Origin of the sequence: Pyxidicoccus sp. MSG2, from assembly GCF_026626705.1 — a bacterium.
Classification (GTDB): Bacteria; Myxococcota; Myxococcia; order Myxococcales; family Myxococcaceae; genus Myxococcus.
Genome location: NZ_JAPNKC010000001.1, coordinates 6,740,780 through 6,765,219, shown reverse-complemented (window position 1 = coordinate 6,765,219; position 24,440 = coordinate 6,740,780). Strand labels below are relative to the sequence as shown.

20 protein-coding genes and 2 pseudogenes are annotated in these 24,440 nt (G+C 69.9%); 9 read left to right on the top strand and 13 right to left on the bottom strand.

Annotated features, from left to right (window positions below):
- Nucleotides 1-47: 47 nt before the first annotated feature.
- From OV427_RS26680 to OV427_RS26655, 6 genes are all read right to left on the bottom strand, one after another.
- The gene (locus OV427_RS26680) at nucleotides 48-662 is read right to left on the bottom strand and encodes an RNA polymerase sigma factor (RefSeq protein WP_163994350.1); all 615 of its coding nucleotides are present in this window, start codon (nucleotides 660-662) and stop codon (nucleotides 48-50) included.
- A gap of 76 nt (nucleotides 663-738) precedes the next feature.
- Nucleotides 739-1,647, bottom strand: coding sequence for an Immediate early protein ICP0 (locus OV427_RS26675; RefSeq protein ID WP_267858992.1), 909 nt, complete (start codon nucleotides 1,645-1,647; stop codon nucleotides 739-741).
- A gap of 166 nt (nucleotides 1,648-1,813) precedes the next feature.
- Entirely contained in the window at nucleotides 1,814-2,323 is a 510-nt protein-coding gene (locus tag OV427_RS26670; RefSeq protein ID WP_267858991.1) for a hypothetical protein, read from the bottom strand.
- 6 nt (nucleotides 2,324-2,329) lie between these two features.
- Nucleotides 2,330-3,232, bottom strand: coding sequence for an oxygen-dependent coproporphyrinogen oxidase (gene hemF, locus OV427_RS26665; protein WP_267858990.1), 903 nt, complete (start codon nucleotides 3,230-3,232; stop codon nucleotides 2,330-2,332).
- A gap of 23 nt (nucleotides 3,233-3,255) precedes the next feature.
- Complete coding sequence (locus OV427_RS26660) at nucleotides 3,256-4,104, bottom strand: TolB family protein (protein ID WP_267858989.1); 849 nt, start codon at nucleotides 4,102-4,104, stop codon at nucleotides 3,256-3,258.
- An 83-nt stretch (nucleotides 4,105-4,187) separates the two neighbouring features.
- Nucleotides 4,188-4,928, bottom strand: a complete 741-nt coding sequence (locus OV427_RS26655) for a hypothetical protein (RefSeq protein ID WP_267858988.1) — start codon at nucleotides 4,926-4,928, stop codon at nucleotides 4,188-4,190.
- Between the two features lie 116 nt (nucleotides 4,929-5,044).
- Here OV427_RS26655 and OV427_RS26650 point away from each other — a divergent pair, with 116 nt between their 5' ends.
- Together OV427_RS26650 and OV427_RS26645 are read left to right on the top strand one after the other, a co-directional pair.
- Nucleotides 5,045-6,835, top strand: a complete 1,791-nt coding sequence (locus OV427_RS26650) for a hypothetical protein (RefSeq protein WP_267858987.1) — start codon at nucleotides 5,045-5,047, stop codon at nucleotides 6,833-6,835.
- Nucleotides 6,836-6,966: 131 nt separating this feature from the next.
- Entirely contained in the window at nucleotides 6,967-7,710 is a 744-nt protein-coding gene (locus OV427_RS26645) for a hypothetical protein (protein WP_267858986.1), read from the top strand.
- A gap of 14 nt (nucleotides 7,711-7,724) precedes the next feature.
- Here OV427_RS26645 and OV427_RS26640 read toward each other — a convergent pair whose 3' ends face one another.
- Nucleotides 7,725-8,015, bottom strand: coding sequence for a DUF3467 domain-containing protein (locus OV427_RS26640; protein WP_267858985.1), 291 nt, complete (start codon nucleotides 8,013-8,015; stop codon nucleotides 7,725-7,727).
- Between the two features lie 81 nt (nucleotides 8,016-8,096).
- Between OV427_RS26640 and OV427_RS26635 the strand changes: the two genes are divergently transcribed.
- The 4 genes from OV427_RS26635 (at nucleotide 8,097) to OV427_RS26620 (ending at nucleotide 13,481) form a co-directional block, all read left to right on the top strand.
- Entirely contained in the window at nucleotides 8,097-8,897 is an 801-nt protein-coding gene (locus tag OV427_RS26635; protein WP_267863481.1) for an alpha/beta hydrolase, read from the top strand.
- A gap of 67 nt (nucleotides 8,898-8,964) precedes the next feature.
- Complete coding sequence (locus tag OV427_RS26630; protein ID WP_267858984.1) at nucleotides 8,965-9,681, top strand: ABC transporter ATP-binding protein; 717 nt, start codon at nucleotides 8,965-8,967, stop codon at nucleotides 9,679-9,681.
- A complete protein-coding gene (locus OV427_RS26625; protein WP_267858983.1) occupies nucleotides 9,678-12,218 on the top strand; it encodes an FtsX-like permease family protein in 2,541 nt (846 codons plus the stop codon). The genes OV427_RS26630 and OV427_RS26625 overlap by 4 nt, the downstream gene beginning before the upstream one ends.
- A 3-nt stretch (nucleotides 12,219-12,221) precedes the next feature.
- Nucleotides 12,222-13,481: a lipocalin-like domain-containing protein gene (locus OV427_RS26620; protein ID WP_267858982.1), complete on the top strand. Its 1,260-nt coding sequence runs from the start codon at nucleotides 12,222-12,224 to the stop codon at nucleotides 13,479-13,481.
- A gap of 74 nt (nucleotides 13,482-13,555) precedes the next feature.
- Here OV427_RS26620 and OV427_RS26615 read toward each other — a convergent pair whose 3' ends face one another.
- Nucleotides 13,556-13,891 (bottom strand): hypothetical protein, encoded by a 336-nt coding sequence (locus OV427_RS26615; RefSeq protein WP_267858981.1) that lies wholly within the window; start codon nucleotides 13,889-13,891, stop codon nucleotides 13,556-13,558.
- Between the two features lie 258 nt (nucleotides 13,892-14,149).
- Here OV427_RS26615 and OV427_RS26610 point away from each other — a divergent pair, with 258 nt between their 5' ends.
- Entirely contained in the window at nucleotides 14,150-14,377 is a 228-nt protein-coding gene (locus OV427_RS26610; protein ID WP_267858980.1) for a hypothetical protein, read from the top strand.
- Between the two features lie 77 nt (nucleotides 14,378-14,454).
- Here OV427_RS26610 and OV427_RS26605 read toward each other — a convergent pair whose 3' ends face one another.
- The 5 genes and pseudogenes from OV427_RS26605 to OV427_RS26585 all read right to left on the bottom strand — a co-directional run.
- The gene (locus OV427_RS26605) at nucleotides 14,455-15,864 is read right to left on the bottom strand and encodes an EH signature domain-containing protein (protein ID WP_267858979.1); all 1,410 of its coding nucleotides are present in this window, start codon (nucleotides 15,862-15,864) and stop codon (nucleotides 14,455-14,457) included.
- An 8-nt stretch (nucleotides 15,865-15,872) separates the two neighbouring features.
- Complete coding sequence (locus tag OV427_RS26600; protein WP_267858978.1) at nucleotides 15,873-16,607, bottom strand: hypothetical protein; 735 nt, start codon at nucleotides 16,605-16,607, stop codon at nucleotides 15,873-15,875.
- Nucleotides 16,604-18,631 carry a hypothetical protein gene (locus OV427_RS26595; protein ID WP_267858977.1) on the bottom strand — a complete coding sequence of 676 codons (2,028 nt, stop codon included), beginning with the start codon at nucleotides 18,629-18,631 and terminating at the stop codon, nucleotides 16,604-16,606. The genes OV427_RS26600 and OV427_RS26595 overlap by 4 nt, the downstream gene beginning before the upstream one ends.
- 22 nt (nucleotides 18,632-18,653) lie before the next feature.
- On the bottom strand, nucleotides 18,654-21,479 hold the full coding sequence (locus OV427_RS26590) for a DEAD/DEAH box helicase (RefSeq protein ID WP_267858976.1): 2,826 nt from the start codon (nucleotides 21,477-21,479) through the stop codon (nucleotides 18,654-18,656).
- A gap of 355 nt (nucleotides 21,480-21,834) precedes the next feature.
- A pseudogene (locus OV427_RS26585) lies at nucleotides 21,835-22,355 on the bottom strand (hypothetical protein); the annotation flags it as partial.
- A 387-nt stretch (nucleotides 22,356-22,742) separates the two neighbouring features.
- Between OV427_RS26585 and OV427_RS26580 the strand changes: the two are divergent.
- Together OV427_RS26580 and OV427_RS26575 are read left to right on the top strand one after the other, a co-directional pair.
- A complete protein-coding gene (locus tag OV427_RS26580) occupies nucleotides 22,743-23,273 on the top strand; it encodes a hypothetical protein (protein WP_267858975.1) in 531 nt (176 codons plus the stop codon).
- Between the two features lie 214 nt (nucleotides 23,274-23,487).
- A pseudogene (locus OV427_RS26575) lies at nucleotides 23,488-24,402 on the top strand (lipocalin-like domain-containing protein); the annotation flags it as partial.
- Nucleotides 24,403-24,440: the final 38 nt, after the last annotated feature.

The window sequence follows — 24,440 nt, the reverse complement described above, 5'->3', positions numbered from 1 at the left end:
AGTGCGAAAATTGGGACGCAGGGCTCCCTCAGATATTCGAGGCCCGCTCACTCGTTCCCCACTCCGCTCTTCGCCTCGTCCAACTCCAGGTATTCACTCAGGATTTTCTGAACCTTGGCCCGGGCATGGAACAGGCGGCTCATCACCGTGCCCTTGGGGATATCCAACGTCCGGGCCAGGTCCTCGTAGGACATTCCCTCGATCTCCCGGAGCAGGAGGATGGCGCGGTGCTTCTCCGGCACGGTGGCCAGGGCCTCCTGGATTTTCTCCGCCAGCTCGCGGCGCAGGGCGCTCTTCTGGGGGTTGGTGCCCAGGCGGCTGCCGAGCGCGCCGATGCGGGCCTCGGACAGGTCCATGTCCTGCGTCTCGTCGAACTCGACGTGCTCACCGCCTCCGCCGCGCTTGCGAATCACGTCGATGCAGATGTTGACGGTGATGCGGTAGAGCCAGGTGTAGAAGGACGAGTCGCCCTTGAAGTGGTCCAGGTACTTGTAGACCTTGACGAACGCCTCCTGGGAGACGTCCATCGCTTCTTCCTTGTCCTTCAGCATGCCCAGGGCAACGGCGTACACCTTGCGCTGGTAACGCTCGACGAGGAGCTTGAATGCGCGTTGGTCGCCGCTCCGGACGCGCTTGACGAGTGTAAGGTCGTCGGTAGCCAATGGGTGCGGCAACGTACCACAAGCCGGCGTCCGCCATAGTGATTCGCGCGAGCGGGGGGTTCGCCGGTGGGCGGCCCTAGAGGCTCACGAGCGCGGCGACCATGAGGGCGATGGCGGCCAGGGCGAGCATGGCTCCAAAGGTCGCCCGGTCCCAGTTCGCGTCGGCCACGGCGCCGTCCTCCGGGTCCGAGCGGAAGCGGTGGAGCACGTTCCACAGCATCTTCTTCCCCAGCCGGCGGTTCGTCTTCCGCTTGCGGACGTCCTCGGGGTCCTCCGCGTCCACGTTCGCCTCGCGCGCCTCCAGGGCGATGGGGACGTGCATGCCCCTCAGGGCCTCGGAGGTGCGGGCGCCGGACGGGAGGGCGCTCGCCTGGTCGGTCGCCGGGCTGTCCTGCCGGGAAGCCACCTCCGAGTGACGGACGTCCGGAGGGGGCTCCAGGCGGACGCTGGCGGCGCGCTCGCGGGCCTCGTCCGGAGAGCGGGCATTGAGCACCCACAGCCCCCGGTCCACGCCATTCTCCTGGGTGTGCGCGTCGCGCAGCTCGGCGAAGCCCTGGCTCTCGAGCGACTCCTTGAAGGCGGCCTTCGCCTCCTCCTGGGGCGGCTTTGCCGCGGCCGTCTCGGCGTAGGCGGCGAAGAAGGCCCACAGGCGCGTGGCGCGCTCGGAGCCGGACACCTGCGCGGGCTTGAGGTGCGCGGCGAGCAGCGCGGCATCCGAGCCGAAGCGGTGGCCCAATTCCTCCTGGCCGGCCGTCTCCTCCAGGCCGGGCGGCACCAGTTCCTCCACGGACTTCACCGGGGGGCGCTCGTCGCCGGCCAGCGGGGGACGGCCCGCGGGCGGGGGCGGCGGGTTGCGGAAGATGTCGCCCTGGCGCGGGAGGGGCCCGGCCTCTTTCGGCGGGGGGGTGCGCGGGGAGGCGCCACCGCCGCCCACGGACGTCGGAAGGAGGCGCGCGAGGGCGGAGGGGATTCGGAAGGAGGACATGGGGAATGCCTCACCAGCCGTGGGGAGAGGAAGCTCCAGGAAGGGTTCGGTGTCCGTCCCTGGTGCTTCCGAGCCTAACGCACGCGGAAGCGCCGTGCCGTTTCCGGACATTTCGAGAGGGTGCCCGGATTCTCGGGCGGAGCGCCTCCGGGGTTGCGGAAGCGGGCTACTCGCCCTCGTGCTCGACTTCGATGGGCGTCGTCATTCCGTTCGGATCCAGACGAACGCGGTAGACGGAATTCTGCCCGTCCCCATCGAAGTCGCCGCGCGCGAGGCAGGACACCTCGGGCTCGCCCACCGGGCTCTCCTGCACCACCACCTCATACTGGAAGCGCACCTCCTCGCCCGGCTCGAAGCCGAGGTGCTGGAAGGCCTCCTCCTTGGGGAAGGGCACCGGCGTGCCGCCGCGCGGCACCTCCTTCGGCGTGGGGCCCGCGACGACGTACGTGCCGTGCTCGTCACGGTAGCTCTGCACCGCGTCACACAGCGCGAGCACGTTGACGCGCGCCTCCGTGTCGGTGGGCGGGTCGGCCTTGAAGAGACCGCCACCCCGGCCGTCATGGGCCAGGCCCTCGCCCAGCGCGCGCAGGCCCCGGTAGTAGAGCCAGCCCCAGACGGCGAGGCCCAGCACCACCAGCCCGGCGACAATGGCCATCAGCTTCTTGCGCGAGCGCATGCGTCCTCAGCCCCCCGCCCAGTCGCGCGGGTGGCGGAGCACCTCCACCAGCCGCGCCTCCCAGGAGCCGGGCTCGGGATGGTGGTCATAGCGCCAGCGCACCTGCGGCGGCAGCGACATGAGGATGGACTCCGTGCGTCCGCGCGTCTCCAGGCCGAAGACGGTGCCCCGGTCATAGACGAGGTTGAACTCCACGTAGCGCCCGCGCCGCACCTCCTGCCAGAAGCGCTGGGCCTCGGTGACGGGCGTGTCCTTGCGCCGCTCGGCGATGGGCAGGTACGCGGCGAGGAAGGCCCGGCCGCAGTCCTGCACGAAGGCGAACTCCTTCTCCAATTCACCGCCCATGTTCTCGAAGAAGATGCCGCCCACGCCGCGCGACTCCTCGCGGTGGCGCAGGTGGAAGTACTTGTCACACGCGGCCTTGAAGCGCGGGTAGTACGCCGCGTCGTGCCTGTCACACGCGGCCTGGTGCGTGCGGTGGAAGTGCGCCGCGTCCTCTTCATAGAGGTAATACGGCGTCAGGTCCGCGCCGCCGCCGAACCACGCCTTCCCGCCCTGGTGGATGAAGCGGTAGTTGGCGTGCACGGTGGGCACGTGCGGGTTGCGCGGGTGCAGCACCAGGGAGATGCCGCCCGCCCAGAAGGTGCGGCCCTCTCCCTGGAGCTTCTGGGCGAACTGCTCCTCCAGTTCGCCGTACACGATGGACGTGTTGACGCCGGCCTTCTCCAGCACGGCGCCGTCCTCCAGCACGCGGCTGCGCCCGCCGCCGCCGCCGGGACGGGTCCACGGGTCCTCGCGAAAGCGCGCCGTGCCGTCCAGCCGCTCCAGCGCGCCGCAGATTTCGTCCTGCAGCGTCAGCGTGAAGGCGGCCATCCGCTGCTTGAGGCTCTCCACGTCCACCGTCGTCATGCACCCTCCGGAAGGCTCGCCGCTCAGAAGCCCGTCAGCACGTAGAGGTCGGCCTGCCCGTTGATGGCGTACACCATCTTCTTGCCGTCCGGGGAGACATCCAGCTCCTTCGCCGCGAACTGGTCGCGCACCAGCGTGCCCTTCGGCGTCGCGCCCGACAGGTCGAAGAGGGAGATGCCGTCCCCGGCGAGGGCGGCGAGCCGGCCGTCGGGCAGCCAGTCCGCCGTGGACAGGTAGCTGGCGTCGGCCGTCACCAGGGAGCTCTCCCCCGTGGCGAGCGTGAGGACGCGAATCTCATGCACGTCGAACTCCGGGCTGTCGACGTACGCCAGCCGCTTGCCGTCCGGCGAGAAGGCTGGCGCCGAGCCGTCGTCCTTCAGCGGCTGCACCGTGTGCGTCGTCAGGTCGAGGATGGACAGCCCGCTGCCATTGACGCCATAGACGAGCTTCTTGCCGTCCGGCGACACGTCCAGCGCCGAGGCGGCGAAGGCGTCGTACTCCCGCACCGCCGTGCCGCCCGCGGCGGGGATGCTGAAGATGCCCTCGTCGCCGGAGTAGTAGAGACGGGTGCCGTCCGGGCTCCATGCGATGCCCGTCAGGTAGGTGCCGTCGTTGGCCAGCATGCGGACGTCGGTGCCATCCGCCTTCATCACCGCCACCTCGTACGTGTCGCCCTGCTCGAGCGCGCGCACGAAGGCGATGCGGGAGCTGTCCGGCGAGAAGCGCGGCGCGCCCCAGTACTGGTCGGCCGCGGCCTTCAGCGTGGTGCGGGTGAGCCCGCCGGAGTCCCCGTCGTCGTCATCCCCGCCGCAGGCGGCGAGCAGGAACGCGGTGGACAGGGCGGCGAGGAAGCGGAAGGGACGCTGCGACATGAACAAGGGGCCTCGGGGTGTGAAGAGGGAGCGCCGCATCTTCGCACCCGTCCGGTGGAAGGAGTCACCTCCCCCTTCCCGCCTCAATCCGCGGGAGCCTCGAAGTCCACGGGCGGTACGGGTGGGGCCATCTGGCCCGCGGAGTCGAAGGCCTCGATGCGGGCGCGGTAGCTGCGCCCGTCCTCCATGGCGAAGGTGCCGCTGCACGCCTCGTGACCGATGAAGGCGGTGTTGTTGTGCACCGGCACCACGTACTGCTGGACGCCGGGGCCCGGACGCCGGGGCTCCAGCTTCACCACGAGGTAGGCGGGGCTGTCCTCGCGCAGCGACAGGTTGAGCCGGACGAAGCGGGCGGTGCCCTGCGGCGTGCGGCGGAGGATGCCCTCGGAGACGGCGGGCCGCTTCAGCCACTTCGGGGCGAAGTTGTCGGGGCCCTTGCCCGTGCGCCACTCGGGCAGCACCGTGCTGGGGCCGTTGAGCACCATGACGTTGGGAATCACCTCGTCCACGCGCAGCGTGTAGCGCGTGTCCGGCTCCAGCTTCCCGCTCACCTTGAGGATGACAGTGGCCCGGCCGAGGCTGCTCTCCCAGCCGCGCTGCGCCTTCACCTCCACCACGTGTTTGTCGGCCACCAACCGCAGCTTCTTGCCCACCAGCGCCGTCACCTGCGGGCGCGCGGTGCCCACGCCCTCCAGGAGGAAGCGCGTGTTGGTGGGGACGATGGCGCCCGGCGTGGGGAAGAGCTGCACGCCGTCTCCCAGGCATTGGGCGGACGCGGAAGAGGCGCACAGCAGCACGAAAAGCGGCACGAGGATTCGGAGCACGGTGCCCCGAGTCTGCGCCGGCCCGGGCCCCGTGGCCAGGGGGCAGCGGCCGGGAGTCTCCCCGACTCCCCTTGGCTTGGCCGGCCCTGGGACATGGGGTAGGAGGGCCCCGCCCCGTGCCGGACACCCACGACCCACAGCCCTCTCCATCCCTCGCGGCGCGCCCTCGCGGGCTCGGCGCGCTCGGCTTCCTGCTGCTCTCGTGGCTCCTGCCCTTCGTCCTGGCGAGCGTGCTCCGGGCGACCCTGGGACTGCCCCTGTGGGTGGGCGCCGCCGCCGGTGTCCTGCTGGCCGCCTTCCTCACGTGGACGGTGCTGTCGGCCCTGCGCCCGTGGCCCGACCACGCGCTGCTCGCCGGGGTCCAGGGACTCTGCCTCGCGGCCATGCTGGGGCTGACGTGGCGCCTGCTGGGCATCCCCGTCATGGGAGGGCTGGTCAGCACCGGAGGCGGCGACGCCGGCAACCACGCCGCGCTGCGGGCCGACTTCGTCACGCACGCGCCCGGCACCTACCAGGGCTTCACCGTCTTCCATACGGTGACGTATGGGCTGGAGCAGCTCTTCGGGCTGGATGCCTTCACCAGCTTCCGCGCCGGCTTCTACCTCGTGCCCGCCGTGCTGGCGCTGGCGCTCGTCTCGGGCCTGGAGGTCGTCACCGTGCGGCGGTGGGGCACCGCCCGCGCGGCGGTGGCGGCGCAGGTGGCGCTGCTGGCGGCCACCGCCGTCGCCTGGCCCCTGCTGCTCCTGCGGCTGTTGCACTACCACCAGGCCGAGGGCTTCTACGCGCACCTCTTCGGGCTGGTGCCGCTGGTGCTGGCGTGGCTCGCGTACGGGCTGCCCCGGGCGGCGTGGGCGCGGTGCGCCGCGCTCGTGCTGTTCACCGTGTTCTACCGGTACACGTACGGGCTGAACCTCGGGGACTTCCTCTTCACCTGCGGCGTGCTCCTGCTGCTGGAGGGACGCGGGCTTCCGTCGAAGCTCCGCCTGGGAGTCTGGCCCGTGGGGCTCGCGTTCCTGGGCGCGGCCGCGTACGCGTACTGGCGGCTGCTGCCCCTGGCGCACATCAGCGGCGGCTTCATCCCCCACGGGTACGAGCGCGCGCTGCGGGTGCAGTGCTGGACGGTGGTGGGGCTGCTCGTCGTGCGCTTCCTGCCCCCGCGCGGGGAAGAGGCCGTGGAGCGGCGGCTGCTCGACTTCGCCCTGCTCTTCGCCGGCGTCAATGCGGCCATCCAGGGGGCGTACCTGTCGGCGCGGCTGCCCATCGACTACTACTTCCTCAAGTACGGGCTCCACGCCGTGCTGTTGCTGCTGAGCGCGCTCATGCTCGTCACCAGCAGCCGCGTCGGGGCCCTGCTGCTCCCGGCCCGGGCCCCTCGCGCGAGGGCCTGGAGCGTGGCGCTCGCCGTGCTGGTCGCCGTCATGCTGGTGGAGGTGACGCGCGGGTGGGGCCGGGCCTTCCGGGTGTACGACGCGAGCTACGAGGAGCGCGTGCGGGGCCAGCCGCCCTTCCAGTTCCTGGAGCCCCTGGAGGACCGGGGTGCCACCGCCATCGTCCGCGAGGTGCTGCGCGACACCGGCAAGCGCTTCGGCGGATTGCTGAGCCCGTCCTGGCCCCAGGTGAACTTCGCCAACGTGGAACTGGGCTGGGTGCCGGACGACTGGCAGGCCCGGAACGGGCACTGGCCCGTGTTCGAGAACGGCGCGGTGCGGGAGGGGCCGGACACCTGCGTCTTCTGGGAAGCCGCCGAGACGGACCTGGAGGCCTACCGGCGCCTCGGCGCGGACGGCGTCCCCCGTCTGGAGGCCCGCGTCCGGCAGCTCCAGGAGCGACCCGACCGGGTGTGTAGGGAATATGCCGCCCCATGGATGGCGGGGGGACGACGCACCCTCTGCCATCGCTGTGACTGAGGAGCCGGGCGCGGCTTGTACGATATGTTTGTGTCGGCCGAGCGTTCTACCCGAGGCCATCCGGCCTTCATGACTCCCCGGGCCGCCGGATGCCTTTCCAACCCGGGCCGGGGGAACAAGGTGGTCGTGTCATGACGCGGCGTCTCGCACTGCTGGTGGCCGTCGGGCTCGCGCTGGGAGCCTCGGGCTGCGCCACGACCCGAGACCCTCGCAAGGAGTTGCTGGAGGGGACTGGCAGCCACGCCGTCTACAAGCTCCCTCCGGAGGCCCTGCTGACGCAGATGCGGGAGCTGCTCACCGAGCAGGGGTATCGGACGCTCCCCAGCTCGGACCCGCTCTACGTGCACACCTCGTGGAAGATTGCAGGCAACATCGAGGTGGGAGCGAACTGGTCGCGCGTGCTGGTGCAGGCGGTCCGCCTGGAGGACGGCCGCACCATGGTGCGCGCGTACCGCATGACCTACACCACCAACGGCCTGGCGCCCTCGCACCCGGGCAGCTTCGCCGGCACGCGGGAGGGCGCGGAGGCCGGGTCCGAGGGGGGCGGCAGCAAGAGCAACGCCGGCGGCACCTCGGGACAGGCTGGCTCGTACGTGATGGGCGAGCCCATGTCTCCGACGAAGCCCCACCTCTACCGCGCCGGCGACATCGAGTGGGCCCTGCTGGCCCGGGTGTCCCCGCAGATGGCCACCTACCTGGAGCAGCGCGTCGACGCATACCTCGCCGAGCGCCAGCACCCTTCCGAGCAGACGGAGGCACAGGAAGGGGTGCATGAGCTGCCCCCGCAGGACGTGCCCGAAGCCCCGCCGCTGCCCTCGCAGCAGCCGCCGGAAGGCTCGCCCGCGCCCCAGCAGCCGACCGCTCAGCACTCGTAGGGCGCCCGCGGGCGTCAGTGCATGCCGCTGTCGTCGTCGCGCAGGACGATGGCGCCGTACTTCGCCTCGTAGCGGGCGATGTTGTCCTGCATGGCCGCCAGCAGGCGCTTCATGTGCTTGGGGTTGGTGATGATGCGGGAGCGGACCCGGGCCTTGGCGACCTGGGGCTGGACGTAGATGAAGTCCAGGGTGAACTCGGTGTCCGAGTGGTTCACAAGGGCCATGTTCACGTACTGACCATTGGCCACGTCCTCGTCTATCTGTATCTGCAACTGCATGTCCGGGGGCTTCGGAGTGTCCGCCATGAGGCAGAGGGCATAGCGCCTGCGCCTGCTCGTGGCCAGCGTCACGGGGTGAGCGCGATGCCAGAGCCAACTCCCGAGCCCATGGACCCGCGGAAGACAGCGCCCTTCGACCTGGGCCGGGGCGAGGACGTGTGCCTGCTGCTGCACGGCTTCACCGGCAGCCCGTGGGACGTGCGCCCGCTGGGAGAGGCCCTGGCCGCGCGCGGAATGCGCGTGGTGGCCCCCCGGCTGCCGGGGCACGGCACCACGCCCCAGGCGCTGCTGCACGTCAACTGGCGCGACTGGCAGGCCGCGGCGGACAGCGCGCTGCTCGCGCTGCACGGCCACCGGAACATCTTCGTCGCGGGCCTCTCCATGGGCGCGCTGCTGGCGCTGGGGCTGGCGGCCCGGCACCCGGAAACGGTGAAGGCCCTGGCGCTGGTGGCCCCGGCGGTGCGCTTCCGGGGGCCGCGCATGTTCCTCATCAAGCAGCTCGCTCGCACCCCGGTGCTGGAGTGGGCGCACCCCTGGGTGGAGAAGACGGGCACGGACCTGTCGGACCCGGAGGCGCTGGCCCAGGCGCCCGTCCTCCCGGCCTTCCCGGTGGCGCGGCTGAGAGACCTCTGCACCCTGCAGAACCTGGCGGTGCGGGACGTGGCGCACGTGCGCTGTCCCACGCTGGTGGCGGTGGCGGAGCAGGACCACGTGGTGGACCCGGAGGGCGGGCGGTGGCTCGCCCGCAGGCTCACCGCGAGCCCGGCGGTGCGCTTCCTCTCCCTGCGCGACGGCTTCCACATCATCCCCCGGGACACGGCGGGTCCGCTGCTGGCGTCCGAAGTCGCGGGCTTCCTGGAGCAGTGGCGCTACTCGGAGTCATGGGACACCCGGCACGCGGGCGCCTGAGCTCCACGGCACGGGCGGACACAAAACACGGCGGCACGGCGAGCATGCGTGTATTTGAGACGCGTCCATGCCTGCGTCCGACACTCCGCCCCTCGTCGAGCTGCGCGATGTAACGAAGGCCTATGCCGAAGGCGACACCGTGCGAGAGGTGCTCTCCGGCGTCCGCCTCTCCCTGCACCGGGGCGAGTTCGTGGTGCTGCTGGGCCGCAGCGGCTCGGGCAAATCCACGCTGCTCAACCTCATCAGCGGCATTGATGTGCCCAGCCAGGGCGAGGTGCGCGTGGACGGCAGGGACCTGGGCCGGCTGAGCGAGCGTGAGCGCACGCTGCTGCGGCGCGAGCGCATCGGCTTCATCTTCCAGGCCTTCAATCTGCTGCCCACGCTGACGGTGGAGGAGAACGTGCGGCTGCCCCTGGAGCTGAACGGGCACGGCGCCGCGGAGTCCAGCGCGAAGGCGCGGGCACTGCTGGAGCGGGTGGGGCTGGCGGCGCGCGCGAGCAGCTTCCCGGACCGGCTGTCCGGCGGCGAGCAACAACGCGTGGCGGTGGCGCGCGCGCTGGCGCACTCGCCACCGCTGCTGCTCGCGGACGAGCCCACCGGCAACCTCGACGAGACGACGGCGCGGCAGGTGCTGGATTTGCTGGAGGGACTCACGCGGCAGGGCCACGCGTGCGCGCTCATGGTGACGCATGAGCCGGGGCTGGTGGCTCGCGCGGACCGCGTGCTGCAGATGGAGGGCGGACGGCTGGTGGAGCGCGAGCACACGCGGAGGGATGCGCGATGAAGGGGCTGCTGGTCCGCTCCAGCCTGCGCCACCTGGGCGGCCACCCGTGGCTGACGGCACTGTCGCTCCTGGGGATTGCGTTGGGCGTGGCGGTGGTGGTGTCCATCGACCTGGCGAGCGACAGCGCACTGCGCGCCTTCGAGCGCTCCACGGACGCGGTGGCCGGCCGGGCCACGCACCAGCTCGTGGGCGCCGGCTCCCAGGGCGTGGACGAGCGCGTGTACCGGGACCTGCGCCTGCGCCGCGACGCGCCAGTGTCCGCGCCGGTGGTGGAGGGCCACGTGCAGGCGGCGGTGGGCGACAAGCGCACGCTCACCGTGTTGGGCGTGGACCCGTTCGCGGAAAGCCCCTTCCGCGAGTACGCGAAGGGCGAGGCCGTGGGCGACGTGGGCGTGCTGCTCACCGAGCCGGGCACGGTGCTGCTGAGCGCCCGGGCCGCGCGGGCGCTGGGCGTCCCCGCCGGCGGCGAATTGCCGGTACGCGTGGAAGGCCAGGACAAGCGGCTGCGCGTGTCGGCGCTGCTGGAGCCGTCGGACCCGGACACCGCGCGGGCGCTGGAGGCGCTGGTGCTCACGGACGTGTCCACCGCGCAGGAAGTGCTCGGGAAGGTGGGGCGGCTGACGCGCGTGGACCTGCGGATGCGGGACGACGCGGAGGCGAAGCGGCTGGAGGCGACGCTCCCCACGGGCACGGAGTTGGTGCGCGCCTCCGCGCGGGCGGGCACGGTGGAGCAGATGACGCGGGCCTTCCGCACCAACCTCACCGCGCTGTCGCTTCTGGCGCTCGTGGTGGGGATGTTCCTCATCTACAACACGATGACCTTCTCCGTGGTGCAGCGGCGCGGGCTGCTGGGACGGCTGCGCGCGATTGGCATCACCCGGAGCGAGCTCTTCGCGCTGGTGCTGGGCGAGGCGGCGGTGCTCGGCGCCGTGGGCACGGTGGCGGGCCTGCTGCTCGGCGTGCTGCTGGCGCGCGGGCTGGTGGGGCTCGTCACGCAGACGTTCAATGACCTGTACTTCGTGGTGAGCGTGCGCGGGCTGGCGCTGGAGCCCTTCACGCTGGCCAAGGGCCTGCTGCTGGGCCTGGGCGCCACGGTGCTGGCGGCGCTGGTGCCCGCGTGGGAGGCGGCGCGCTCCCCGCCGGTGACGACGATGCGGCGCTCCACGGTGGAGGACGTGTCGCGCGGCCGCGCGCCCAGGCTGGCACTGCTGGGCCTGGGGGTTTTGGCCGCGGGCACGGCGCTGCTGGCGTGGCCCACGCAGGCGCTGCTGCCGGCGTATGGGGGCCTCTTCTCCGTGCTGCTGGGCGCGGCGCTGCTGGTGCCGTGGGTGACGGAGCGGCTGTCGGTGGCCGCCGCGGCGCCGCTGGGCCTGGCCTTCGGGTTGATGGGACGCATGGCGGCGCGCAGCGTGCGCACCAGCCTCAGTCGCACGGCGGTGGCGCTGGCGGCGCTGATGGTGGCGGTGGCCACCACGGTGGGCGTGGGCCTCATGGTGTCCAGCTTCCGTGGCACGGTGGTGTCGTGGCTGGACACGTCGCTGCAGGCGGACGTGTTCATCTCCCCACCGTCGCTGGTGGCACGGCGTGGAACCGCCACGCTGGTGCCGGGGCTGGACGAGCGTCTGCGCTCCACGCCGGGCGTCGCCGCGAGCAGCACCATTCGCGTGACGACGACGCGCGCGGACGGCGTGCCCACGGACCTGGTGGCCATCGACTTCTCGCGGACGCAGACCCGGCCCTATCGCTTCAAGCAGGGAGACGCGGCCTCGGTGTGGCGCGAGCTGGAGGCGACACCGGACGCCATCCTCGTCTCCGAGCCCTTCAGCTTCCACCGCCACGTGGACGTGGGCAGCACGGTGCAACTGGCCACCGATAAAGGGCCGCACGACTTCACCGTGGTGGGCGTGTACTTCGACTACGGCTCGGACGTGGGGACGATGCTGATGCCGCGCACCACGTACGAGCGCTGGTACGACGACCGGGGCGTGAGCGGCGTCGCGCTGTACGCCGCGCCAGGACAGGACGTGGATGCACTGGTGGCCTCGGTGCGCGAGCGGGCCGGGGACACGCAGGCGCTGCTGGTGCGCGCCAACCGCTCGCTGCGACAGGCTTCCATGGAGGTGTTCGACCGCACCTTCACGATTACGCAGGTGCTCCGGCTGCTGGCCATCGGCGTGGCCTTCGTGGGCGTGCTGAGCGCGCTGATGTCGCTGCAACTGGAGCGGGCCCGGGAGCTGGCGGTGCTGCGCGCCACCGGGCTGACGCCGGGACAACTCTGGGGCCTGGTGTCCCTGCAGACGGGCCTCCTGGGGCTGCTCGCGGGGCTGTTCTCCGTGCCGCTCGGCGTGGCGCTGGCGTACGTGCTGGTGCATGTCATCAACCAGCGCTCCTTCGGGTGGACGCTACAGCTCGCGGTGACGCCGGTGACGTTGGTGCAGGCGGTGCTGCTGGCGCTGGTGGCGTCGGCACTGGCCGGGCTGTACCCGGCGTGGAAGATGGCGCGCGCCAACCCCGCGCTCGCGCTGCGGGAGGAGTGAGGCATGAGCGGCGGCCGAGGGCTCGTCATCGGGACGGCGGTGGTGCTGGTGGGACTGGCGGTGGCCGTGGTCATCGTCACGCGCGAGTCGGCACCGCCACCGCTGCCGGGCAGTGGGACGCTCACGGTGAGCGGAGCACTGGGCGGGAGCGACACGAGCGTGGCGGGCTACGCACGCGCGGTGGAGCCCCGCGCGTTCCAGTTCCCCGAGGACCACGGCCCGCACCCGGAGTTCCGCACCGAGTGGTGGTACTGGACGGGCAACCTGGAGACGGAGGACGGGCGCGCCTTCGGCTACCAGTTCACTTTGTTCCGCAGCGCGCTGGCCCCTGAGGTCCCACAGCGCGCGTCCGCGTGGGGCGCGCGGCAGGTGTACCTGGGGCACTTCACCGTCTCGGACGTGGCGGGCGGGCGGTTCCATGCCTCGGAGCGCTTCAGCCGCTCCGCGCTGGAACTCGCTGGAGCGAGCGCAAAGCCCTTCAAGGTGTGGCTGGAAGACTGGGAGGCCGCCAGCGTGGGCGAGGCCACGTGGCCCGTGCGACTGCACGCGGAGACGGATGAAGTCGCGCTGGAGCTGCTGCTGGAGCCGGGCAAGCCGCCGGTGCTCCAGGGAGACAGGGGCCTGAGCCAGAAGGGGCCGGAGCGGGGCAACGCGTCCTACTACTACTCGATGACGCGCATGCCCTCGCGGGGCACGGTGCGGGTGGACGGGCGGACGTACGAGGTGAAGGGCGAGAGCTGGATGGACCGCGAGTGGAGCACCAGCGCGCTCGGCGCGGACCAGGTGGGCTGGGACTGGTTCTCGCTGCAGCTCTCCGACGGAAGCGAGCTGATGTACTACCAGCTCCGCCGCAAGGACGGCACATCGGACCGGTTCAGCTCGGGCACGTGGGTGCCTCCGCCGGGCGCGGCGTCGAGCGAGCCGGTACGGGTGTCGCGCGAGGACGTGCGAATCGAAGTGCTGGACACGTGGAAGAGCCCGCGCAGCGGAGGCCAGTACCCGTCACGCTGGCGGCTGCGTGTGGAGAAGTTGGGGCTGGATGTCACGGTGACGCCGAAGCTGGCGGACCAGGAGCTGCCCGTCAGCGTGCTGTATTGGGAAGGCGCGGTGGGCCTGGAGGGCACGCGTGAAGGGAAGCCACTCACGGGCCGTGGCTACGTGGAGCTGACGGGGTACGCGGACACGCATGCCCCGCGGCGCGCTGGGACACACGCGCGCGGGACACCGGAAGCAGAGGCCGCCGCGAGCAGCCCGGTGAAGTAACCGGCATCCCGCTGGAAGCGGTGCGCCGCGCGAGCCGCTCCCGATCGTGCGACCCCGGTGGGGCCCGTGGACGGCTACCGCACGCGCTCGCAGGCTCGGGTGTCGCCCGCGTCGTAGCCCTTCCGGTATGACTCTGTCGCGGAGGGCGATTCTGGCTTCTGCCCCAGCCGCCCTTCCTCATGGGCGTTACCGAGCAGGAAGCAGGCCCTGCCCACCTTGGCGTCACACCTTGCACACCAGCCCCAGCGTCCATTGGGGAGAGGCGCCGGGCAGCTCCCGCCCGCGAGTTCCTCGAGCCGGGGCTGGCAGGCCTTGGGGGCCTGCGTGCAATGGGCCTCCAGCAGCGCGAATCCGCAGGTGGGATCGAGGACGGAGCGCGCGCCGGAGAACAGCACGCAGGCCAGCGTCACGCAGGACTCCGCGCGGCCCAGGGCGCAGGCCCTGCCGAGCGCCGCCTTCGCACGCGCCAGTTGGGGGACGTGGAGGTTGCCGGATTATTCACGAACCACAGCGGCTCCAGGTAATCCCCGGCCAGCGTGCCGCACACCACCGCAGCCCCTCCATCACAGCGGGCGCGCCGGGCCTGCACGTCCTGCCACTGGGACTTGGCTGAGGACCCGGCTGTCCGGCGCACGGGAGACGGGGCACGTGTATCGAATACGGCGCAGATGCGGCGCCTGCTCGTCACCGGCATTGGAACGCTCCCCGAGCGCGTCATCGGGGGCGTCCACGCCGCCCTCGCCAAGCAGGAGAACGTGCGGAGGGTCTTCGACCGGATGCTCCGCCTGCTGAAGCAGATGCACGACCAGAACCCCTCCTGGGGCTTCCTGTTCATCCGCCACCGTGGCGACGTCACACCGCACTTCTTCTGCCCGTACCCGTCGCGGCCGGCCTGAGTCAGAAGCCGGAAGTGACGACGGCGCGCGGGAGAATGCCTCTCTCGCGCGCCGTCAGGCCAAGCCTCCGCGCCACTTCAGCGCCGAGGGCTTCTTCCACGCCGGTCCGCTTCGATGCGGAGCTCCAGGAGTGTCTGGGCAAACCGCCTCTCCCAATTCTGGCCGTGCACCAGTCGGCGGGTGTGGAACCTGCCATCAAGGCCATCACTCAGGTCCCTGGCACACACCACCCGATGGCCCTTCAGCTTTCGCTCGAAGTCCGCATGGCCGTACACGAAGGACGCGTGGCCGACGGTGGAGAACTCGACCACCACGTAGTGCTCGAAATAGAGACAGAAGGCACTGACCCGCTCCCTGGCGAACTTCTTCGCCCGCTTGAAGGCCGCCTGCTGCTCGGGGGGCAGCGCATCCAGACGTCGGCGCAGCTCGTCGTAGGCGTCAGGCTCCAGCCAGCACGTCGTCGAGCGGATGGAGCCGAGATAGCGCAGCCAGAAGTCCCTCCGGTCCTCCTCGTCCATGGCCCGCTCGAAGAAGAACTGGAGGTCCTGCTGGATGAGCCCGGAGAGGAAGGCGCGGAAGGCGTCGGGTGAGTGCTCCTGCACTTTGGCCCAGGCTTGCGTCAGCGTGGTGAGTCGCGGGTCTCCAAAATCAGAATCGCCCGAAACGAGCCTGTCCGAGAGTCGGGCTCGGACCTCCTCGCTGCATGCCCCTTGGGCCCGGTATTCCAGGGCTGCGGCAACCACCTCGACCCGGGCCTCCAGCGGAGCCTGAAGCGTGTCGCCCGCCGAGGATGACAGCGGGAGCCAGGGCCGCCCCCGTGCATCGTCCAGGAGGAACGCCAAGCTGACCGTGCCTTCCTGCTGGGCCTCCCGGCCCTGTCGCAGGTGCGCCGCCACGACGTGGCCGACGTAGGCCATCCCCGCACGCATCCCGGCGGCCCTGAGCTTCTCGACAACCTGAAGCAGCGAGTCCTCCGCCCAGCGTGTGGCCAGAAGCTCCGGGCCGCGCCGTCCGAGCACGCTCTCCACGGGCAGGGGCAGCACCCATCGCGACGTCCGCGCGGCGGACAGGGACCCCGCCGCCAACCGCGCCCATTCGAGCTGCATCCGCTCGTCCTCGGCGAGGCTCCAATCACGGAGGCGCTGTCTCACCAGGCGGAGCGCGCTCTCCGGGCTCTCCTTCAGGAACCAGCGCATCCCCTCCAGCCCCACCTCCCTCCAGAGCGAGGGGACCGCGCGCCGCTCACGGCGGGACAGGCTGGCGAAGTCGCGACTCTTCACCCGGCTCATCAGGGAGGTCACGTCGATGGACTCCCTGGCGCGCTGGAGACGCAGCGGCTCACGCTCGTCCAGGTGGCGCTGGGCCTCCTCCAGGCTCCGCGACAGCGCATGCATCCCGCGCTCCGTTTCATCCTGGAACGTCCCGAGCCCGGCCGCGAAGACGCGCTGACGCTCAATGAGCTTGTCCAACAGCGAGTCCAATCCCATGGCGCCCCCTACAGTCGCAGGTCCCCTCGGACCCGAATCACCAGCCGCCGGTTGGTGGGGTCATTGGCCTCCACGCCAGTGCGTGGCGCGGTCTGCCCCCGGCCCGACACGACGAAGTTCGCGTCCAGGCACTCCCTTTCGTAGCCCGCATCCGTGAGCTGCGAGCGCACGGTGAAGAACACCTCTTGCGCCCGCGCGGCGCTGGCGCGCACGTTGTTCTCGAAGCTGACAGCAGTGATGCCATTGCGGACGCCGCACTCCCCGCTGGTCCCGAGAAAGGGCCGGTCATCCGTATGGCCTTCGAGGATGATGGTGGGCTCCGCCCCCGCGTCCCGCATGGCGTCTACGGCCTCGCACACGCGGCGGATGAGAGGAACCGCGCCCCGCTCGAACTGCTCCACGTAGGCCGAGGGCGTACGGCACTGGCCCAGGCCGAACTGGAGGTTCTTGAACTCGATTTCCAGCGAATTCACCCCGCCGTCCAGGCCGCTCAGCGAGATGAATCCTCCGTCGAGCGTGGCGTCCAGCGTGACGAGGTCCTCCCGCAACGCGAGCAGCGATGCCTGGACGCCCTCCTTTTGCGAGTCCACCCGCCCCAGGGCGGCCTCCTTCTCCTGGATGGCGGCCTCCTGCTGTTTGCGTGCCTCCAGGATGAAGATGACCGCCAGCATCAGGAAGACCACCGCCACGCCCGCCATGAGGTCCGCGAGCGAGCGCTCGCTTCCATCACCCGAACCACTCATGTACGCCTCGGCTGGGGCCGCATCACGTCCTTGAGTTCCCTCACCGCGTCGGCGAGGTCATCAACGCCCTGCGCGAGCTCACCCGAGCTCTGGGTCACCACGGATTGCATGTCGCGCATGACCTCGTTCCACTTGCTGCTCAGGTACTGAACCTGCTTCTTGACGGACTCCTCATAGGCGGAAGCCAGCCCCGCGAAGACCGGGTCGACGCGGTTGAGGGCCTCGGCCTGGGCGCGGAGCAGCTTCACTTCATTCTCGATAAAGGTCTGGCGCTCGGAGGCCTGACGCTGGAGCGCCTTCGCCGCGTCGCTCAGCTGGCTGGCGACATCCGCCATCTGGCTGGAGGTGCTCTTCGTTCTCTCCTGCGTTTCGCTGACCCCCCGACTGGCGGTGACGAGCCCGGCCGCCGCCGCCTGGAGCTGCTTCGTGAGGTCGATCAATCCCGCCTGCGTCTCCTCCATGCGCTTGGAGAACATCTCGGAGCGCGCGTGCAGGTCCTGCATGCCCGCGTCCGCAGCGACCTGCAACGCGGCCACCTGCCGGTCGAGGGCTCCCGCCTGACGCGCCGTGTGGGCCTGGAGGTCTTTCGCGGAGGCGGACGCAGCCCGTATCAACGCATCGGTACTGCCATTCATCCCGGCCAGCACCTGCTTGAAGTTGTCCAACACGGCGGACACCGCGCTGTTCAACTGCCCGAGCACCTGCTGGTTCCCCTCGCTCATCCGGTGCGACGACTCCGTGGAGTTCTTGAGCACCCGCGCCGCGGCGGTCTCCAGGTCGTCGCGAACGCGGTCGAAGCTCTCCACCAGCACCGTCACCCGCTCCGCCAGCGTGTCAACGGCCCGCTGGTTCTCGCTGCCCCACTGGCGGGCATTCTCGCCCAGAGTCCGGGCCAGGCTCGCGAACTGCTCCTCGAGCCTGGGGAACACGTCGGCCAGCCTCTCCAGCTGACGGGACATGTCCTGGGACTGGGAATGGAAGCCACCGGAGACCGTGTCCCGGAGCTGTTCGAGGATGCGACCCAGGTCGTGCTCCTGCCGCCCGGACAGCGCCTTCTCGATGCTGTGCAGGCTCTCGCGGACGGTGGACATCTCCTGCTGGAGCGTGGTGGCAAGGCCGGTGGCGATGGCGCTCTTCACGTCCTCGGCGATGTCGCGCGCCGCCTGCTCGACGGCGCTGAGCTGGCGCGTGAGCACGTCGCCGACATGCTCCTTCATCATGTTCCCCAGGTGCGTCTGCACATGCGTACCGATGTCCTGGAGGCTGACGTTGACGCTCTCGAGCTTCTCGAGCTTGTCGGCCAGCGACTTGCGCGTCTGGACCAACTCGGTCCGCAGCGACCCCAGGGCGTCACCGCGTGCGGAGGCTAGGAGGACCTCGTGCGCGTCGAGGGTTCGCGTCAGGCTCTCGAAGCGGGGGCGCATCGCGTCCAGCCGGGCGAGCAACTTTGCCTCCATCCCGGACGAGAGCGCCTGGAAGATGAACGAGCCAATCAGGCCCAACGCGGAGACGAAGAACTTCGCGCCCATGCTGCCGATGGCCTGGGAGAGCAGGTCCGATTGGGAGGCCGTGCCCGTCGCCTGGGAAGCGCGCAGCGCCTCCTGGACCGGCCCGACGAGGACGTAGCCCAGGAGGCCGAAGGTCATCACCAGGGCAGTGCCGGTCAGGTTCCTGCCGAGCCCATGTCCCCAGGAATGGCGGAAGAGGGCGCGGCAGGTCTCCCGCAGCTCCTGTGAGGGTGACGTGCGGATGAGGACGGGGACGGGAGCGCTCGGGTGTCCTGGCGGGAAGACGAGCTGCTCACGGATGGCACGCCACAACGCCCTCCCCTGGCCGCTCAGCGCAGGCTCATGCTTGACCCCCGAGAGCAGGGCTTCCAGTCCGTCGTCCAGAGATTGGACCGCCTTCGCGAGCGTGGCCTTCCTCCTCCACGCGAACCCCCAGGCCATGAGTATCAGCCCGACCATCACCAGGAGCGCGAAGAGAAGGTTTTTGTCCTGCAGCAGCGTAGACAAGAACGGCATGCCTCACTTCCCCCCTTACAGCTCAAGCTTTCTGGAACACGGTTGAATACTGGCTGGCGTCATCCGGAAGCGGCGACAGGAACTCCCGGGCCACGGAGCGCTTCCCTTCCACGAGTTCGTGCAGCCGCATGTCGAAGCCCGCGTCTGGTTCCCCCGGGCGGTGCAGCAACGGGTAGTAGACGTGGACGGGACGCGTCTGACCGATGCGGTGCGCCCGGTCCGTGGCTTGGTCCTCCTTCGCCGGATTCCACCAGCGCCCGTAGTGGATGACGTGGTTGGCCGCCACGATGTTGAGCCCCGCCCCCGCTGCCAGCGGACTCAGCAGGAGGACCTGGAAGCCACTGGCACGGGAGAACTCGCCGATGTGCGTCAGCGCCAACCTGCGGTTCTCCGGATCCCCGTTGATGATGGGAACCCGCCGGAGGCCGAAGCGCTCACCGATGAGCTGGGCGAGCAGGTCCTGCATGGCGCGGGAGAGGACGAACACCAGGGCTTTCTCGGCGCCAGTCCCTGAGCCACGCTGCGCAATCTGTTCGAGCAGCGTCAGGCACAGCCGTGTCTTGGGGCTCTCCTCCAGCGCGGTCCTGGAGCCCAGGCTCCGTGAGTCGTCGAGGAGCGCCGGGTGCTGGTAGAGCTTCTGGAGCGCGGCCAGAGCCCACAGCGCGCCGCGCTTCGGCACCTGCGCGGAGATGAGCCGCTCCTGCTCGGCCTGGAAGGGTGTCATCTCCACGGAGTCCTGCCGCGCCACCTTGGGAGGCAGGTCCTTGAGCGCCTCCGCCTTCTCCCGGCGGAGCAGCGTGCAGCGCGAGCCGGGGTAGCCCAGCGTCTCGCGGAGCGACCGAATCCCGCCTTCCCCCTGGCACTTCTCACGGAAGTCTTTCCGGGTGTCGAAGACACGGGGCGCACGGCTCTGGATGGCGTCGTAGATGGCCCAGAGGTCGGCCAGCTCGTTCTCCACGGGGGTGCCCGTCAACGCAATGGCGAAGGAGCGCTTGAGTGCGCGAGCCGCGCGCGAGCGCAGCGTGTCGGGGTTCTTGAGGTTGTGGGCCTCGTCGAATACGACGACGTCGAAGTCCATCTTCAGGAGCGAGCGCTGGTTGGCCCCCAGTGTCTCGTAGTTCGTCAGGATGAGGTCCTGCCGCTCCAGGAAGGCGGTGTTCAGCGCTCCGTCGCGAGACACCGCCTGCACGCCAGCGCCGTGGAGGATGTAGGTCTCCGGCCAGATGTCATCCTTGAAGAAGCGCTCCAGTTCCACCCGCCAGTTGTCGAGCAGGATGGTCGGGCAGACGACGAGGTGGGGGCGACGGGGGCCCTGCGTCTCCAGCATCCGCAGCGTCAGGAAGCATGCGACCTGCAACGTCTTGCCCAGGCCCATGTCGTCGGCGAGGAGGACACCAGGAGAACCGGACGCGGCATGGCGCCACAGCCACCCGAGCCCCTCATCCTGGTGCGGCTTGAGCGCCACTCCCGGGCGCAAGACCTCTGCAAGGCGCGACAGGGGGACTCGCTGCTCCTCGAAAGCATCCACGGAAGCAGGTACCGCGGCACCAGGCTCCCCAACGATGGCGCCTATCCGGCCACCCTTCTTGGGGCCCTGGCCGCTCCCTGGGGCCTCGTCTGTCGGCGCCTCGGGCAATTTGAGCGCGGTACGGAGCTGGTTGGCCAGTGCCTCGCTCGCAGGGAACTGAACGCCCTTGAAGGAAACAGGGGCCCCGTCGCCCAGCTTGAGCGCGGCGTCATTGCGCTTCAGCAAATCCAGGGCGTCGTCCCTTGAGGACACCCGGAGGGTGTTCGCGCCACTCCCATCCGCGGGCTCCACCTGGAGCTCCAGCGAGAATGCGCCGCTCTTGTCGTCCACTGAGACGAACCAATCCAGCCCCGAGCCCTCCGAACGCTCGGCGGGCTGTCGCCCCCGCAGCACCTCGAAGCCGACCACACGCTCCGAGTACTCCGAGAGGTCCAGGAACTGGTCCGCGTTCCGACCTTCGGGAATGAGGCGCGACGGGTCGGCGAACTCCCGCGCGACATCCCCAGAGAGCCTGTGCTGCAAGGGACGCAGGCGCTCCAGCACCTCGGTGGCCCCCTCAGGGAGCACCAGGGGGCGGTTGGGGTCATTGCCAGCGATTCCACTGGGCTGGACGCTCTCAAGCGGCAGCGGCAGGTGCGTTCCATCCGGTCTGACGGCGTAAGGCTGGAGGGAGACAGCCCTCGCGTTGTTTTCGTCACGCGCCCAGCGCAGCCCTACCCGGGCGACAGGTTGCGGCTCGAACCGCTGGAGGTAGCCCTCGGGCTTGAAGTGCAGCCTCCCCGTGAGCAACCGGCAGGTCTCGTCCAGCCCATTCCTCAGCTTCGCTACCCGGGCAAGCTGCTCGTACCGTGAGGCATGCGTTGCGAGGCGAGCCTCGGTGCATGCCCAGGCCGCCGTCGGGGTCAGCGGATGCGCGACGCCCTCCTCCGGGGCGATGAACCAGGGCAGGGCTGACGGGGCCTCGGGAATCGGTTCGCCCTCCACCCGGATGCGGTACCTGGCGCCCGCACCACCGGGACTGCCCACCACCTCGCAACGCACGTCCTGGCGGTCCAGGTCCAGCAGGTCCATCAACAGGTGCTGGAGGGTGACCCACTCCTCTTGGAGGCTGGTGCGCTCATCTTCGTCCGCGCCGCCCTCCACGGGCCGGCCAAGCGCTACCCACTGGCTCATAGAGAAGCGCGCGTGGCGCTCATCGCGCCACCCTCGGGACTTCCACTCATCCTCGCGGAGCGCGACACGTGAGGCGAGCTCGCGCGGAAGGTTGCTCAGGTCGATGCGCAGCTCATCCGAATCGATGAACCAGCGACGGGGAGGCAAACGAGGGTCAGGATTCACTGGGCACCAGCATTTCAAATGAACCCTTTCACCACAAACCTGCCCATACCCCTGGGGTGGTATCGACCCTGATGGCAAGACGTGGCATGCCTGGAATGAACGTTCCTTTTCGACGGTGTCTGAGCTGCCCACGGGCCGGCGGCACGGACGCCGCTACTCAGAACATGGACAAGCTGGTGTGCGTGGTGAAGCGGGTCTGGCGCTCATTCAGAGCACGCGGCGCGCTGCACCTCGGCATGCAGCGGCGCGAGCGTGGTGTTCATCGCGGCAAACTGTCCGAGAGCACCAGCGCACGCAGGTCCAGGATGCGCTGACCGGGCTCCTCCTTCCATCGCGCCCCCGGGCGCTTCATGCGCAGGGCGACCAGCGACTTGCAGGTGGCATCCACGTTGCTGCTGCCCTGATGCATCCGTCCATAGCGGATGGCGCCCAGCGCTTCGCCCTGCGCGTCAGGGGGGTGAGGCAGGCGGTGGCCATGCGCCAGACGACGTCCACCGGCCGCGTGGGGGCGTCCCTGCGAGGCAGGCCCATTGGCCGCTTCCATGGGCACCGCGGCCTCGGGAAACCAGCCGTCGGCCACGCACCCGGCACGCCTGCTGACGGTGTCCACCGAGGGGCCGCCCCTCACCCCCACCTGCCGCTACAGGCTGCGCTCAATTTCGACGGGGCATTGCCGCGTCTTGTAGGTCGCCGTGTACCGGCCGACCCGGGCGTGGGCACGGCCTGCGCGCTGTCTGGGTCCACCTTCCCGAAGCTCTTGCCCACCTCGGCCTCCCGCCGCAGCTTCGCCTCCATCTCCTTGAGCAGATGCGTTTCTTCCAAGAGGTGCACCGGCACCTCCGTTGCTTCTTGCTTCATGCCTCCGCGTCGTTGCCTTGAGGGCTGCGAATCTTCTCCATTCGCTGCGTGGTCTAATGAGCGTCAGGAAGTGAGGTTAAAGCTTGGGCCCGTGGAAGAGGTAGCGCCGACGGCATGGCAGTCTCGTCATCTAGCGGTGCACAGCGGGGAGCCCTGTTGTGTGCAAGGGACAAGGCAGGTGGCAAGGCCGGCGGGGGCACGACACGCCCTGAAGGGTGCAGAGTCCCTCATGGAAGCTTGGCTGTCGTGCTCCGGGAGCACCTCTTCTCCCGTGCGCGGGCGAGCGGTCGCCTCAGGCTCATGGGGAGGGTGTCCACGCGTCGAAGAGCTATGAAGGGTTGCCCGCGCTATCTTCGGGGCTCACGACCAAGAACTCGGAGAGCGTTCATGTACGAAGCATTCCGAATCGCTCGCGTGATTGAGCGAACGGGGAAAGACCTGCTGCATCTCGATTTCCGGGAAGCGCCCGAGGGCATGGCCTTCGTCATCCATCCGCAACGAAACGTGCCTCATGCACTTGAGTTGCAGATTCTTGGAGACCCCTTCGAGGTCGATGACGCCATTGCCGAGGAGCGCTTCACGGCGGAGCAGCTTCGACTCTACCACGAACTGCAAATGGCTGAGACCAGGCCCCTGTCTGGCCAGCAGGGGCCCCCGGTGAGCGCAGCCCTGACGAGCGGGCGCATCGGCGCGCGCTGGTCATCAACGCGCTTGACCTTCATTAGGAGGCTCATCGAGCCGCTCGCGCCCGATGACATCTTCGTGGTTGAGGTGTCTGGCCAAGCCACCTATGCGATATCGCGGCGCCAGTTCGAGGCGGATTTTCCAAACGTCGTCGCGAGCAGGGCCTATTCCGAGTATGGCAGCTACAACTATAAAGAAACGCCTCAGCGAGCATCTGCCTACATTGTTCGTTAGGGCCCTATCCCAGCGTCACTTGAACGCTCGCCAGAAGTGAGCCACCTGCGCTCTGCCGAAGTGACAAGGGACGGACCACGATTGCCCGATTCGCTCCGCCCGAGGTGCGACTTCCGCATCCGCCCCATGGCTTCAACCGTCCCGAGCCTTCACCTCACTCCCTGAAGCTCATTAGATGCGTGTTCACGCATCATCTGAGCGCGCGTCTCCCGTTGCGGCTCAGGGCGCGCGGCAGGTGTACCTGGGGCACTTCACCGTCTCGGACGTGGCGGGCGGGCGGTTCCATGCCTCGGAGCGCTTCAGCCGCTCCGCGCTGGAACTGGCCGGGGCGAGCGCAAAGCCCTTCAAGGTGTGGCTGGAAGACTGGGAGGCCGCCAGCGTGGGCGAGGCCACGTGGCCTGTGCGACTGCACGCGGAGACGGATGAAGTCGCGCTGGAGCTGCTGCTGGAGCCGGGCAAGCCGCCGGTGCTCCAGGGAGACAGGGGCCTGAGCCAGAAGGGGCCGGAGCGGGGCAACGCGTCCTACTACTACTCGATGACGCGGATGCCCTCGCGGGGCACGGTGCGGGTGGACGGGCGGACGTACGAGGTGAAGGGCGAGAGCTGGATGGACCGCGAGTGGAGCACCAGCGCGCTCGGCGCGGACCAGGTGGGCTGGGACTGGTTCTCGCTGCAGCTCTCCGACGGCAGCGAGCTGATGTACTACCAGCTCCGCCGCAAGGACGGCACGTCGGACCGGTTCAGCTCGGGCACGTGGGTGCCTCCGCCGGGCGCGGCGTCGAGCGAGCCGGCACGGGTGTCTCGCGAGGACGTGCGAATCGAAGTGCTGGACACGTGGAAGAGCCCGCGCAGCGGAGGCCAGTACCCGTCACGCTGGCGGCTGCGTGTGGAGAAGTTGGGGCTGGATGTCACGGTGACGCCGAAGCTGGCGGACCAGGAGCTGCCCGTCAGCGTGCTGTATTGGGAAGGCGCCGTGAGCCTGGAGGGCACGCGTGAAGGGAAGCCGCTCACGGGCCGTGGCTACGTGGAGCTGACGGGGTACGCGGACACGCATGCCCCGCGGCGCGCTGGGACACACGCGCGCGGGACACCGGAAGCCGAGGCCGCCACGGGCAGCCCGGTGAAGTAACCGGCGTCCCGCTGGAAGCGGTGCGCCGCGCGCGAGCT